Raw genomic sequence first — 13,225 nt, forward strand, 5'->3', positions numbered from 1 at the left:
CTTCGGCTGCCAGCGCCGTGTCGAGGAGGCGTTCCCGTCCGCCATGCTCGCACGCGAAGCCCTCTGGGTTGCAGTTTGGGTTGCAGTTCGCAGGAGTTCGGGGGGGTTCACGGGGTTCGTTTTTGCAGCTCCGAACCCCGGCGAACCCTATCGAACTCACCCGAGCCGACACTCGTAATGCGTAGGTCAAGGATTCGATTCCCTTAGGCGGCTCTCTGCTTCACCAAGGCATCCCTGGATCGCCGGGGATGCCTTTTGGCATGCCGGGGCTTTCTCTCGCTATCGCCGTGATCCGCGCTGTGAGCATCTATGCTCCGGTGGTGGCGGATCTCGGCTACTTCGAGGCGTGGGATCTGTGGTTGCGGGGCAGGTCCGTGCTCGGGTACGAGCTGCTCGGGGTGCCCATTCTGTGGTGGGGGCGCGTCGGGGAGATCCTTTCCTTCATCAGCGGGGCGCTCATCCTCATCGAGCTGGTGGGCGCGGACAAGCTGGCGCGCTAGGGGAAGTTTGTCGAGCGGCTGTACGTCACCAAGTACTCCGCACTCCTCATCATGGTCGGCGCTGTTGTGGGGGCGGCGTTGAGCGAGGTGATCGCGACCGTGGTGGGGCTGACCGAGTGGCCGAAAGTGTTGCTGAGCATCCTTCTCGGCCTGGGCGTTCCGATGGTGGTCCTGCTGCTCATGCCGAGGTTGCCGGCCCATCCGGGGCTGGCGTTGGCCTCACGATGGCTGGCCCTGGCCATATTCGCCGTCGGGTTCCACTTCGACCTGCTCGTCTCCTAGCGCGTTGACGGGCTTACAGGTGTAAGGGTAGTGTGGGCAGCACCTTACAGGTGTAAGAAGGGGGTGCTCGGGTGAGCAGGTGGGCGGGTGTGCTGGTGATCGTGGGAGTGGTCGCCGGGTTGTTCAGTGTGGTGCCGGTGCTTGAGGAGCCGGGGTATTTCGGCCGTATTGCCGCGCATGAGGGGCAGATACTCGCCGGCGCGGGGGCTCAGTTGGTGATGATTCCGGCTGGTGTCGGGTTCGCGTTGTGTCTGTATCCGGCGTTGCGGGCGGTGAGTGAGGCGCTGAGCCTGGGGTTCGTCGGGTTCAGGATGATCGCGGCGGGGTTTCATTTCGTGGGGGTGATATCGCTGCCCCTGTTTCTGGTGCCGGGGCAGGAGGCCGCCACCATCGAGATGCTGCGGGTGGGGCGCGACCTGGTCAATCATGTCGCGGTGATCGTTTCGTCGGGGCTGGGGGATGTGTTGTTGTTCTTCATGCTCTATCGGGCGAGGTTGGTTCCTCGGTGGTTGTCGGTGTGGGGGCTGGCCGGGGCCGGGCTGGTGCTGGTGGCGAGCCTGCTCGTGTTGTTCCGGCAGGTGGAGATCGTCGGGCCGGTTTATTTGGGGATGAATGCGCCGATGGCGGTGCAGAGTCTGGTCCTGGCCGGATGGTTGATAGTGAAAGGCCTTAAAACGCGGAACCCGCCGAGTGGCGTTCGGCGGGTTCCTTGAATGGGCGTTTTATGAGCAGTTGTTGAGGGCCACGAGGTCAGGGAGGACGGCCTCGCCATCGCCGGTGCAGACCACGGTCACCGAGGTGGTGCGGTTGACCAGGTTGCGCGTAGCGGCGGGGAGGGGGCCGGAGGTGGGGGCGCCGGCGGAGCCGACGCAGTTGCCCCAACCGGCCCAGCCGTCGCCGATATCGGACTTCGTGACGTTGTCACAGGTGTACGTGTCGACGAGCGTCGTTGTGGCGCTGGCGGCCGGTACCGAGAACAGTGCCGTTCCGATGGCGGCGGCGGCGATCAGCGGGAGAGATAGCGCGCGGGGTATCACAGCTTCTCCTCTTGACTGGTGACATGACTTACTTACGGTGCAGGATCGAACTATTGCCCGAGAAGTCCCGTCGCCGCCAGAAGATCTGTCCCCCCGCACACCAAGCTATAACTCGACATTCACCTCTAGTACACGTCCATTATTGGTCATTTTGACCGGGCATCAAGAACCGACATAAGCCGCGAGGTGTTCGCCGGTGAGGGTGGAGCGGGCGGCGACGAGGTCGGCGGGGGTGCCCTCGAAGACGATCTGGCCGCCGTCGTGGCCGGCGCCCGGGCCGAGGTCGATGATCCAGTCGGCGTGGGCCATGACCGCCTGGTGGTGTTCGATGACGATGACCGACTTGCCGGAGTCGACGAGGCGGTCCAGGAGGCCGAGGAGCTGTTCGACGTCGGCCAGGTGCAGGCCCGTGGTCGGCTCGTCGAGGACGTAGACGCCGCCCTTTTCGGCCATGTGGGTGGCCAGCTTGAGGCGCTGCCGCTCGCCGCCGGACAGGGTGGTGAGCGGCTGGCCGAGACTGAGGTAGCCGAGGCCGACGTCGGCGAGGCGGTGCAGGATGGCGTGCGCTGCCGGGGTGCGGGCGTCGCCCGCGCGGAAGAACTCCTCCGCCTCGGTCACCGACATGGCGAGGACTTCGCTGATGTCACGCCCGCCGAGGTGGTGGTCCAGTACCGAAGCCTGGAACCGCTTGCCCTCGCACTCCTCGCAGACCGTGGCGACGCCGGCCATCATCGCCAGGTCGGTGTAGATGACCCCGGCGCCGTTGCAGTTGGGGCAGGCGCCCTCGGAGTTGGCGCTGAACAGCGCCGGCTTCACGCCGTTGGCCTTGGCGAACGCCTTGCGGATCGGGTCGAGCAGCCCGGTGTAGGTCGCCGGGTTGCTCCGCCGCGACCCGCGGATCGCGGTCTGGTCGACCGACACCACGCCCGCGCCCGCCGGGATCGACCCGTGTACCAGCGAACTCTTGCCGGACCCGGCCACGCCGGTGACGACGACGAGTACGCCGAGCGGGATGTCCACGTCCACGTCCTGGAGGTTGTGCGAGTGCGCGCCGCGGATCTCCAGCTTGCCGGTGGGCGTCCGCACCTTGTCCTTCAGGGCGGCGCGGTCGTCGAGGTGGCGTCCGGTGAGGGTGCCGCTGGCCCGCAGCCCTTCGACGGTGCCCTCGAAGCAGACCGCGCCGCCCGCCGTACCGGCGCCGGGCCCGAGGTCGATCACATGGTCGGCGATCGCGATGGCCTCCGGCTTGTGCTCCACGACCAGCACCGTGTTGCCCTTGTCGCGCAGCCGCAGCAGCAGGTCGTTCATCCGCTGGATGTCGTGCGGGTGCAGGCCGACGGTGGGCTCGTCGAAGACGTACGTGACGTCGGTGAGCGATGACCCGAGGTGGCGGATCATCTTGGTCCGCTGCGCCTCGCCGCCGGACAGCGTGCCGGAGGGCCGGTCGAGCGAGAGGTACCCCAGGCCGATCTCCACGAACGAGTCGAGGGTCTGCTGCAACGTCGCGAGCAGCGGCGCCACCGACGGATCTTCGATGCCGCGGACCCATTCGGCCAGGTCGCTGATCTGCATCGCGCACGCGTCGGCGATGTTGACGCCCTTGATCCGCGACGACCTGGCCGCCTCGTTGAGCCTGCTGCCGCCGCACTCGGGGCAGGCGGTGAAGGTGACCGCCCGGTCCACGAACGCCCGGATGTGCGGCTGCATCGCCTCGCGGTCCTTGGCCAGGAGCGACTTTTGGACCTTGGAGACCAGGCCCTCGTAGGTGAGGTTCATGTTCTCGAACTTCACCTTGACCGGCTCGCGGTACAGGAAGTCGTGCAGCTCCTTCTCGGTGTAGTCGCGGATCGGCTTGTCGGGATCGAGGAATCCGGACGAGGTGAAGATCCGTACCATCCAGCCGTCCGCGTTGTAGCCCGGGATGGTGATCGCGCCCTCGGCCAGCGACTTGCTGTCGTCGTAGAGCTGGGTCAGGTCGATGTCGTTCACCCGGCCCATGCCCTCGCAGCGCGGGCAGGCCCCGGCGGGCAGGTTGAAGCTGTAGTGGAAGGAGGGCCCGGCGCTCGGCTCGCCGAGCCGGCTGAAGACGATCCGCAGCATCGCGTTGGCGTCGGTGGCGGTGCCGACGGTGGACCGGGAGTTGGCCCCCATCCGCTCCTGGTCGACGATGATCGCCGTGGTCAGCCCCTCCAGCAGGTCGACCTCCGGCCGCGCCAGGGTCGGCATGAAGCCCTGTACGAAGGCGCTGTACGTTTCGTTGATCAGCCGTTGAGATTCGGCGGCGATCGTACCGAACACCAGCGAGCTCTTCCCCGAACCGGACACCCCGGTGAACACCGTCAGCCGGCGCTTCGGAATCTCGACGCTGACGTCCTTCAAGTTGTTCTCCCGCGCGCCTTGCACGCGGATCAGATCATGACTGTCGGCGGCGTGCAGCGCAGGCGACTGCGTGTCCGTCCTGATGGGCGTACTCATGGGGTCTCCATCCTGGTTTGGGGGTAGCGTTCGCGGTCTCCGCCGGCGTCGCCTCGCTAGATTTAACCAGGTCCGGGCGCTATGTCGGGTTTCTTTACGCCCGATGGCTCAGCGGATCTCCTGAACACGGATCATGTTCCCGGCCGGATCGCGTACGGCATAGTCGCGCACGCCGTACGGCTGCTCGGCCGGCTCCTGGACGATCTCCGCCCCGCCCGCCTTGACCCGCGCGAAGCTGCCGTCGAGGTCGTCGGTGGCCAGCAGGATGCCCGCGTAGGTGCCCTTGGCCATCATCTCGGCGATCATCCGGCGCTCGTCGTCGGTGACACCCGGGTCGGACGCCGGCGGCTCCAGGACGATGGACGTGCCGGGCTGGCCGGCGGGGCCGACCGTGATCCAGCGCATCCCTTCGTATCCGACGTCGCTCCGGACCTCGAAGCCGAGGACGTCCCGGTAGAAGGCCAGCGAGGCGTCCGGGTCGGTGTGCGGGAGAAAACTGGCATTGATGCTGATGTCCATGCAGGCCAGGCTAGGCGTCCCCGGCTGGGCGGCGCTTCTCGAATCCTGACCGGTCCAGCGCGTACCGGTCAGCGGAGGGCGGCTCAGCGCAGGGCGGCTCAGCGGAGGGCGGCGAGGTCGAGGATGCGGGGGGCGAGGCGGCGGGCGGCCTGTTCGGTGAAGTGGACGCCGTCGGCGCGCAGGCGGGCGGGGCCGTCGTCGGGCGGGCAGGGCAGGCCGCCCGGGCAGAGCATGGCGCCCAGGTCCAGGAGGGAGACCTGCTGGGGGTGGTGTCCGGCCCATTCCCGGTAGAGGCGGCGCAGGTGTTCGGTGGTGACGGAGGTGCGGTCGCATTCGGCGGGGGTGAGGTTGAGTTCGCCCCCGCAGGAGGATTGGGCGCTGGCGCCCGGGCCCCACGCGGGAAGCAGCACGATCACCCGGGTGCCCTGGGCGGAAAGGCGGTTCAGGGCGGCGTCCCAGTTCGCGTACAGGCGGGCGGTCCATTCCGGGGTGCCCGCGTGGAGTCGTCGTCCGCCGGCGCGGATCTCCATGCGGTCGCGGGCACTGTGCCAGAGCACCGCCCGGGGATGAAAACGGTCGATCAGTTCGTGTTGCAGGCGCGGGGTGCGTTCGGCGCATATCTCCGAACGCGGGAACGGATGGCCGGTCTCGTCCAGCAGCAATGAGGTGCCGACGCCGCATCCGGGACGCGCGCCGGAAACCAGGGTGTATCCGCGTTGCCGGGCGGCGGACGCCAGGCCCGGCTGAAGGCTCGCCGCCACCGAATCGCCGACCAGGCCGACCACCGGGAAATGCGGGTCGGCGTCGCGGGGGACGATGAGGCCGTCGCTCTGCCGTACATAGGCCGGTTCGGGGCGGGCGTGCGCGGTGGCGGCGAACGTGCCGCCGAAAAGCCCGGCCAGTACGACCAGCGCCCCCGGAAGGAATCGCCGGGCGGGGAGCCGGAAACCGGCGACGGCCCCCCGGCGTACCGGCATTTCCAGCAAGTGGTAGGACGCCACGCTCACGGCCAAAGTAACCGCTGTCCGAAGCGCCACCAGCGCGAAATCGGACACGCCGATGCTCTCCGGCGTGAGAACGACGATGACCGGCCAGTGCCACAGATAGACGCCATAGGAAATGCGCCCCAGCGCGGCCGGCGGTGGCCAGGAGAGCGGCCGGTACGGCACGGCGACGGCACCGGCGATCAGCGCCGCCGTGACCAGGGACACCACCAGGGAACCCCCGTGGTAGTAGAACTGCCCCCGGTCGTCCACGGTCAGAAAGAGCACCGCGAGCCCCGCCAGCGCGACCGGTGCGAGCCATTTGCGCACCAAACCGCTGATCGGCCCGAAACAGAGGGCCAGGCCGGCGCCGATGAGGAGTTCGTGCAGCCGGGTGTCGGTGCCGTAATACGCGCGCGAAGGGTCGGCCTCGTCGTAGAACCAGGCCAGCGCGAACGCCGACAGCAGCACCCCCGCCCCCCAGACGGCCGCCCGCCTGCGCTGCCCGATCCGCGCCAGCACGATCAGCACCAGCGGAAACACCAGATAGAACTGCTCCTCGATGGCCAGCGACCAAAGGTGCCGCAGCGGCGAGGGCAACTGGAACTCCCCGAAATACGAGCGCCCTTCGAGCACGAACTGCCAGTTGGTGACGTAGAGCAACGAGGAGAGCAGGTCGTCGCGCAGCGGTTTCTGCATCTCCGGCGGGCGGGTGGCCGCGTACACCACCAGCACCGCCAGCAGGGCGAACAACGCGGGCAGCAGTCGCCGCGCCCGCCGCACCCAGAACCGGGCGAGATCGATCCGCCCGGTGGCGCCGAGTTCGCCCGCCAGCAGCCTGGTGATCAGAAATCCGGACAGCACGAAGAAGACGTCCACGCCCAGAAATCCGCCGGGCAGCCAGGGCGCGCCGAGATGGTAGACGACCACGGCGAGTACGGCGATGCCCCGGATCCCGTCCAGTGCCGGGTCACGATTGGCCGGCACAGGATGACCGGCGGACGTCGCGGCCTTCTCCGTGGTCGTCAAGAAATCTCGTCCCCCTGTGGAAACGGCCGTGCGAGCGCCGCCGGGCCTGCGGTCAGTGAACCTCTTTCACCGCGACGCCGCAGGTCGCAAGCTCGCTACAGATCACCGTTCCTGATCCGGTACGCAGACAGCCCCTGGCAGAAGGGTTGTCAACCAAGATCGACCGATACGACCAGGGACCTGAGTGCTGTTCTATCGTGCCGCGCTGCCGTTGTCATCCCAGACGCTGAACCACCTGGCCGGCGTCCAGCGCCGCCACCGCCTGGCGCTACGTACAGGAGGCCATCGCCCTGCTCGCTCGCCGACCGGCCCTGCTACTCCGGCAAACACAAAGGCACGACCTGAAGGCGGCGCGTATCCGGGGCGATACCCGCCGCCCGCAGGCCGTCGGACTGTCACACTCGCCGGCAAGGCGTATGTCGGCGCAGGCCGGCGCGTGCTGGTGCCGTATAAGGGGCGCACGAAGCCGCACTCCCAGAAGGCGGCCGGCTCCGCACACCCCAGACTCCGGGTGCCCTTAGATGCGTACGAAAGCGATGCTGAACGGGAGTTGCGGGATGCCGTCGCCCACCGGGCCGCCCTTGTCGAACTGGGAACGCACCACGTAAAGACCGCCGTCCTTGTGGACCATGGTGGTCGGGAGTTGCAGAGCCTGGTCGGTGATCCGCCGGGTCATCTGGGCCGTCCGGCCGTCCTTGCCGATGCTCCACCGGCTGATCGCGTTGGCGTCGAGGATGGGGTGGGCCACCCACAACGTACCGTGACGTAGTTCCATGCCGTCGGACCGGGCGAGGTCTCCGCCGCGCAGCTCGACCCTGCTGACCCTGCCGGAGGGCAGCTCGACGCGGTAGAGGTCGCCGCCGGTCATGTCCACGGTCAGCAGGTAGCGTCCCGTCGGCGCGGCGACGATCCCGTTGAGGGTGATGGCGCCGGGCTCATGCGGGTCCAGAGACCCGCTCAGGTCGAACGCGGGCGTGAGCGGCGTCGGACCGTCGTGGTCGCGGGCCTCCTCCAGTTGCCGGGGGGTGACGCGGTAGACCACGGCCCGGCGGCTCTCGGTGATGTACGCGGTGCCGTCCGGGGCGATGGCCACGTCATTGACCAGACGATCGGCATCGCCAGGGACCACGAAACGGGCGATCAGCCGGTGGCGTGGAATGTCGTACACCGCGATCCCGGTGCCGCGGTCCACCACCCACAGCCGCCTGGCCCGGTCGACCTCCAGCCCGAGCGCATGGGTACGCCCGTCCGCGCCCGCGGGCAGGTACTCCTTCGCGACGCGCTGCCCGCGAGTGACTTTGAAGATCGCACCGCCCTCGAAGGCTCCGACGTAGACATCACCGGTGTGCGGGTCGGCGGCGATGCCTTCGGGGTAGACCCGGTCACCGGGGATCTCGAAGGCCGTGGAGACACGGCCATGCGTGGGGGCTTCCGCCGCCTGGGCGGCGGAACCGATGAACAGCGATGCGGCGACGGCCGCGACGACCGCGGGATGTCGCCAGGTTGCTCGGGACATGCACACCTTCTCTCTGACTTTTGGGCGCTGGTCTCATCCAGCAGGGCGAGTTCGTCAGGGAACCTTTTTCAACTACAAATTCCCTGCTCGGGATGGATGGTGTGTGGGGTCTCTTGTCAGGGCCTCGGATTCGGTCCGAGGCCGATGGAGCGGCCTTTGACCTCGTCCGAGCGTCCGTTGAAAAAGGTTCAGTGGCCTCGACACCCAGGTCGCCGACCCGGGGAGCGCGGCTACGAATAGACCTCCGCTATGCGCCCGTCGTGGCTGGGGATCACCTCGCACGAAAGGCTCGCGATGTACTCGAAGGTCTCAAAACACTCGATCACATTCGTGTGAATGGTCGGCGGCACGCTGTCCCGCCAATCCTCCGTGTTCCAGTTCTCGTACACCCCGAGCGCGTCGCCCGCGATCAGATACCGCCCGCCGCCGGTCTCCACGAGCACGCCCTGCGACCCCGGAGTGTGCCCCGGAAGCGGGACCACGGTGACCCCCGGGCAGATCCGGTGTTCGCCGGTCACGGTCTCGATGCGGTCCCACGCGGCCATCCACGGAGCCTGGATGCCGGGCAGTTTCTCGTACGCCCTGCGGTGGATCGGCAGCGGATCAATGGCGTATTCGAGTTCCTTCTTGTTCACCAGCACACGCGCATTGGGGAACATCCCGTTGTTCGAGCAGTGGTCCCAGTGCAGATGCGTGTTGACCACGGTGTCGAAGTCGGCGGGGTCGTATCCGTGCTCGCGCAGCACGATCGACGGCTCGCTGTCCGGGTCCCTGGCGAAGTCGTACGGGTGGTAGCGCCGCACGTACTCCGGGTCGAGCGTGCCGCTGTCCACCAGGATCAGCCGGTCGCCCGCCTCGACCACGAACATGAACATGATGATGTCCACGGTCTCGCCGTGCGGATGCCCGTACACGGCGGCCTCCATCGGCACGTTCCTGGACCGCCCGACCCGCAAAGGCACGATTCGCGGGCTCACACGGCCACCTCCATCCCCGCCTCGGCGGCGAGTTTGCGCAGGTCGGCCAGGGTCTGCTCGGGCAGCATGATGCCTTCTGCCAGGTTGCGGGCCGCCGTGCGGTCCTCGATCTCCCACGGGTAGACCACCTCGCCGGTCCCGCCCGCGGGCGGGTTGGACTTCAGCTCGCGCACCAGCTCCGCCATCCGCTCGGTGAACTCGGCGGGCGGCATGAACGCCGCGATGTCCATGGCCAGGTACAGGTGCCCGGACCTGCTGCGCTCGTTCGGCTGGTACGGCCCGGCGACCTGGGTGCCGAAGCCACTACCGGTCAGCACGCCCGACAGCACGTCCATCATCAGCGAGATCGCGTACCCCTTGTGCGCGGCCATCGGCAGGATCGTCCCGGCGATGGCCGCGCTCGGGTCGCGGGTGGGGTTGCCCTCGACGTCGATCGCCCAGCCGTCCGGGATCTGCTCGCCCCGGTTGCGGGCCAGGTAGATCTTGCCCCGGGCCACGGCGGTGTTGGCGATGTCCAGCACCATCTGCCCGTCGCCCGCAAGCGGCACGGCGACGGACCACGGATTGCTGCCCACCGCCTTGACCCGCCCGCCCCACGGGGCCATGGCCGGGCTGGAGTTGGTGGTCAGGATGCCGACGCAGTTCTTCGGCGGGGCCATCCTGGTGAAGTGGGCGGCCATGCCGAAGTGGCCGGAGTTGCGCACGGCGACCGCGCCGATGCCGTGCCGCGCGGCGCGCTCGATCGCCTCCCGGGCGGCGTGGGCGGCGATGACCTGCCCGATGCCGTCGTGGCCGTCGATCGTCGCGACCGCGCCCGCGTCGATGACGGTCTCCGGCGTGGTGCGCGCCCGCATCGCGCCCGAGCGCAGCCGCGCGACGTACCAGGGCAGCCGCAGCAACCCGTGCGACTGGTGTCCCCAAAGATCCGCCTGGACGAGGCAGTCGGCGACCAGGCGGGCGTCCTCGGCGGGCACGTCATGGGCCAGCAGGATGCGCGTGGCGGTGTCGGCCAGCAGGTCCGCGGGGACGGGTGGGGGTGCGTCGTCCTGTGTCACCGGTCGCCGTCCTTGGCGGGCTCCAGCAGCACCAGGCGCTCCTCGGTCATGTCCCTGGCCGCGTACTTCGGCCCCTCGGTGCCGTAGCCGCTGTCCTTGACGCCGCCGTAGGGCATCAGGTCGGCGCGGGTGCTCGACGTGGAGTTGATCACCACGCCGCCGACGCGGAGCCGCTTGGCAGCCTCCAGGGCCTGGTTCAGGTCGCGGGTGAAGATGCCCGCCTGGAGTCCGAACGGCGTGTCGTTGACGACCCGCAGCGCCTCGGCGAAGTCCTTGAACGGGATCACCGACACGACCGGCGCGAAGATCTCCTCGCAGACCACCCGGGCGTCCGAGGGGACCTCCGTCAGGATCGTCGGGGTCATCGCGACCCCGTCACGCTGACCGCCGTGGACCAGCCGGGCCCCCTGGGCGACGGCCTCGTTGACCCACTCCTCCGCCCGCTTGGCCGCGGCCTCGCTGATCATCGGGCCGATGTCGGTGGCCGGGTCCTCGGGGTCGCCGACCACCATGGCGGAGGCGGCGGCCGTCAGGTGACCGAGGAACTCCTCCAGGATGTCGGCGTGGACGTACAGCCGCTGCACGGACGTGCAGACCTGGCCGGCCTTGCGGAAAGCGCCCCTGGCGCACTGCTCGGCCGCGTCCGGTACGTTGGCGTCGGCGCACACGATCGTCCCGGACACGTTGCCGCACTCCATCGTCGCCCGGCGCATGCCGAGGCGGGCGGAGATGGCCTTGCCGGTCGCGGTGCTGCCGGTGAAGGTGAAGAAGTCCACGCGTTCGTCGTTGACCAGGCTCGTCCCGACCGGGTCGCCCGGACCGAGCAGCAGCCCGATCAGGCCCGGCGGCAGCCCCGCCTCCAGCAGCATCGAGCACAGCTCGGCCGCCGCGATCGGCGTGAACGGCGACGGCTTCACCACGACCGCGTTCCCGGCGGCGAGCGCCGGGCCGACCTTGTGCGCGACGGTGTTCAGCGGCGAGTTGAACGGCGTGATCGCGCCCACCACGCCCACCGGGAACCGCACGGTGAACGCCATCCGGTGCGCGAACCCGGGGGCCGCCGCGATCGGCACCATCTCCCCGGTGATCCGCTTGGCCTCCTCGGCGGAGGTCCGCATGGTCTGCACCGCGCGGTCCATGTCGCCCAGGCAGTCCTTCAGGGTCAGGCCGGACTCCCGGCAGACCGAAAGGGCCAGCCGTTCCTTGTCGCGCGCGATCGCGTCGGCGACCTTGGACAGGATCTCGTAGCGCTGATAGGGGTCCAGCGGGGACTCGCTCGCCTTGCGGGCGGCGGTCACCGCGTCCGTGACCTGGGCGGGGGTCGCGTCGTGCGCGATGGCGAGGACCTCGCCGGTGAACTTGTGCAGCACCTCGCGCCCGGTGCCGTCGAAGTGCCACTCGCCGTTGATCAGGTTTCCGATGCGGGGAACAGCGCTCACTGTGCCCCTCCTTCCAGCTCATTGGTGGTGCGCAGCGGAGGTACGGCGTCCGTCCACCGCGCGCACTGCTCGTAGGCGTGCCCGATGCGCAGGGCGAGGGCGTCCTGGTGGCGCGCGGTCACGATCTGGAGCCCCACCGGCAGGCCGTCGCCGGTGAAGCCGCAGGGCACGCTCAGCGCGGGCTGCCTGGTCATGTTGAACGGGTAGGTGTACGGCGTCCAGGAGGCCCACACCTCCGACGGCGAACCGTCGGGCTGGTCGCGGCCGGCCGCGAACGCCGTGATCGGGGTGGCCGGGGTCACCAGGGCGTCGTAGCGCTCGTGGAACCGGGCCATCCGGATGCCGAGGTCGGTGCACACCGCCAGGGCGTCCAGGTACGCGGGCACCGAGGCCGCCCGCCCGCTCTCGCCCGCCCGCAGCAGCCCCGGATCGACCCGCGACAGGTCGGCGTCCCGGTACCGGTCCAGTGTCTTGGCGGCCCCGGCGCACCACAGGAGCTGGAACGCCTCGATCGGGTCGGCGAAGCCGGGATCGACCTCCTCGACCTTGGCGCCGAGGTCGGCCAGCACCTCGACGGCCTTGGTCACGGCCGCCTCGACGGCGGGGTCGTTGCGGCCGTAGCCCAGGGTGCGGGAGTAGGCGATGGTCAGGCCCGAGATGCCGGCGTCCAGGCCGTCCACGAACGAGGCCGAGGGCGGCGGCAGCGCGGCCGGGTCGCGCGGGTCGTACGCGGCCACCACGTCCAGCATCCCGGCGACGTCCGCCACGGTCCTGGCCATCGGTCCGCGGTGCGACAGCAGCCCGTTGTTGCCCTGCGGGTACATCGGGATCAGGCCGCCGGTCGGCTTGAGCCCGACCGTCCCGGTGAACGCCGCCGGCAGACGTACCGAACCGCCGCCGTCGGTGCCCATCGCCCAGGTGGCCATCCCAGCGGCGACCGCGACCGCCGACCCGCCGCTGGACCCGCCCGAGGTCAGCGCCGGGTCCCACGGGTTGCGGGTGACGCCGAACCCCGGCGAGTCGGTGACGCCCTTCCAGCCGAACTCCGGCGTCGTCGTCTTGCCGACCAGCACCGCGCCCGCCTCGCGCAGCCGGGCCACGCTCGGCGAGTCGTCGTGCCAGGGCCCTGCGGCGTCCACCAGCAGGCTGCCGCGCAGGGTCGGCCAGCCCCGGGTGAGCAGCAGATCCTTGACCGCGACCGGGACGCCGTCGGCGGGGCCGAGCTGCGTCCCGGACATCCAGCGCGCCTCCGACTCCGCCGCCGCCCGCAGCGCCGCGGGCGGGTCCACCAGCACGAAGGCGTTCAGTTCGCCGTCGTGCGCGGCGATGGCGTCCAGTGCGGCCTTGGCGGCCTCGACCGGGGACAGCTCCCGCCGCCGATAGGCCCGGACCAGCTCGGCGGCGCTCAACCGG

12 protein-coding genes are annotated in these 13,225 nt (G+C 69.4%); 3 read left to right on the forward strand and 9 right to left on the reverse strand.

All coding sequences use genetic code 11. From position 1 onward, the window contains the following. Positions 1-299 precede the first annotated feature (299 nt). The 3 genes from ACH34R_RS38550 to ACH34R_RS38560 all read left to right on the forward strand — a co-directional run bounded on the left by ACH34R_RS38550 (position 300) and on the right by ACH34R_RS38560 (position 1,495). Complete coding sequence (locus ACH34R_RS38550; protein ID WP_397566539.1) at positions 300-500, forward strand: hypothetical protein; 201 nt, start codon at positions 300-302, stop codon at positions 498-500. A 51-nt stretch (positions 501-551) separates the two neighbouring features. Further along, positions 552-782, forward strand: coding sequence for a hypothetical protein (locus ACH34R_RS38555; protein ID WP_397566540.1), 231 nt, complete (start codon positions 552-554; stop codon positions 780-782). An 89-nt stretch (positions 783-871) separates the two neighbouring features. Next, positions 872-1,495, forward strand: coding sequence for a DUF4386 domain-containing protein (locus tag ACH34R_RS38560; protein ID WP_397566541.1), 624 nt, complete (start codon positions 872-874; stop codon positions 1,493-1,495). Positions 1,496-1,504: 9 nt separating this feature from the next. Here ACH34R_RS38560 and ACH34R_RS38565 read toward each other — a convergent pair whose 3' ends face one another. The 9 genes from ACH34R_RS38565 to ACH34R_RS38605 all read right to left on the reverse strand — a co-directional run bounded on the left by ACH34R_RS38565 (position 1,505) and on the right by ACH34R_RS38605 (position 13,221). Beyond that, positions 1,505-1,819, reverse strand: coding sequence for a hypothetical protein (locus ACH34R_RS38565; protein WP_397566542.1), 315 nt, complete (start codon positions 1,817-1,819; stop codon positions 1,505-1,507). Positions 1,820-1,981: 162 nt separating this feature from the next. Further along, positions 1,982-4,294, reverse strand: coding sequence for an ATP-binding cassette domain-containing protein (locus ACH34R_RS38570; RefSeq protein WP_397566543.1), 2,313 nt, complete (start codon positions 4,292-4,294; stop codon positions 1,982-1,984). 108 nt (positions 4,295-4,402) lie between these two features. Further along, the gene (locus ACH34R_RS38575; protein ID WP_397566544.1) at positions 4,403-4,813 is read right to left on the reverse strand and encodes a VOC family protein; all 411 of its coding nucleotides are present in this window, start codon (positions 4,811-4,813) and stop codon (positions 4,403-4,405) included. A gap of 98 nt (positions 4,814-4,911) precedes the next feature. Continuing rightward, a complete protein-coding gene (locus ACH34R_RS38580; protein ID WP_397566545.1) occupies positions 4,912-6,825 on the reverse strand; it encodes an acyltransferase family protein in 1,914 nt (637 codons plus the stop codon). Positions 6,826-7,342: 517 nt separating this feature from the next. Continuing rightward, positions 7,343-8,341: an SMP-30/gluconolactonase/LRE family protein gene (locus ACH34R_RS38585; RefSeq protein WP_397566546.1), complete on the reverse strand. Its 999-nt coding sequence runs from the start codon at positions 8,339-8,341 to the stop codon at positions 7,343-7,345. Between the two features lie 230 nt (positions 8,342-8,571). Continuing rightward, on the reverse strand, positions 8,572-9,318 hold the full coding sequence (locus ACH34R_RS38590; RefSeq protein ID WP_397566547.1) for an N-acyl homoserine lactonase family protein: 747 nt from the start codon (positions 9,316-9,318) through the stop codon (positions 8,572-8,574). Then, positions 9,315-10,373: an Ldh family oxidoreductase gene (locus ACH34R_RS38595; RefSeq protein WP_397566548.1), complete on the reverse strand. Its 1,059-nt coding sequence runs from the start codon at positions 10,371-10,373 to the stop codon at positions 9,315-9,317. The genes ACH34R_RS38590 and ACH34R_RS38595 overlap by 4 nt, the downstream gene beginning before the upstream one ends. Continuing rightward, positions 10,370-11,812, reverse strand: coding sequence for an aldehyde dehydrogenase family protein (locus ACH34R_RS38600; protein ID WP_397566549.1), 1,443 nt, complete (start codon positions 11,810-11,812; stop codon positions 10,370-10,372). Before ACH34R_RS38600 ends, ACH34R_RS38595 begins: the two co-directional genes overlap by 4 nt. Continuing rightward, positions 11,809-13,221 carry an amidase gene (locus tag ACH34R_RS38605; protein WP_397566550.1) on the reverse strand — a complete coding sequence of 471 codons (1,413 nt, stop codon included), beginning with the start codon at positions 13,219-13,221 and terminating at the stop codon, positions 11,809-11,811. Before ACH34R_RS38605 ends, ACH34R_RS38600 begins: the two co-directional genes overlap by 4 nt. Between the last annotated feature and the right edge of the window lie 4 nt (positions 13,222-13,225).

The sequence above is a fragment of the Spongiactinospora sp. 9N601 genome, from assembly GCF_044326295.1.
GTDB lineage: Bacteria > Actinomycetota > Actinomycetes > Streptosporangiales > Streptosporangiaceae > Spongiactinospora > Spongiactinospora gelatinilytica.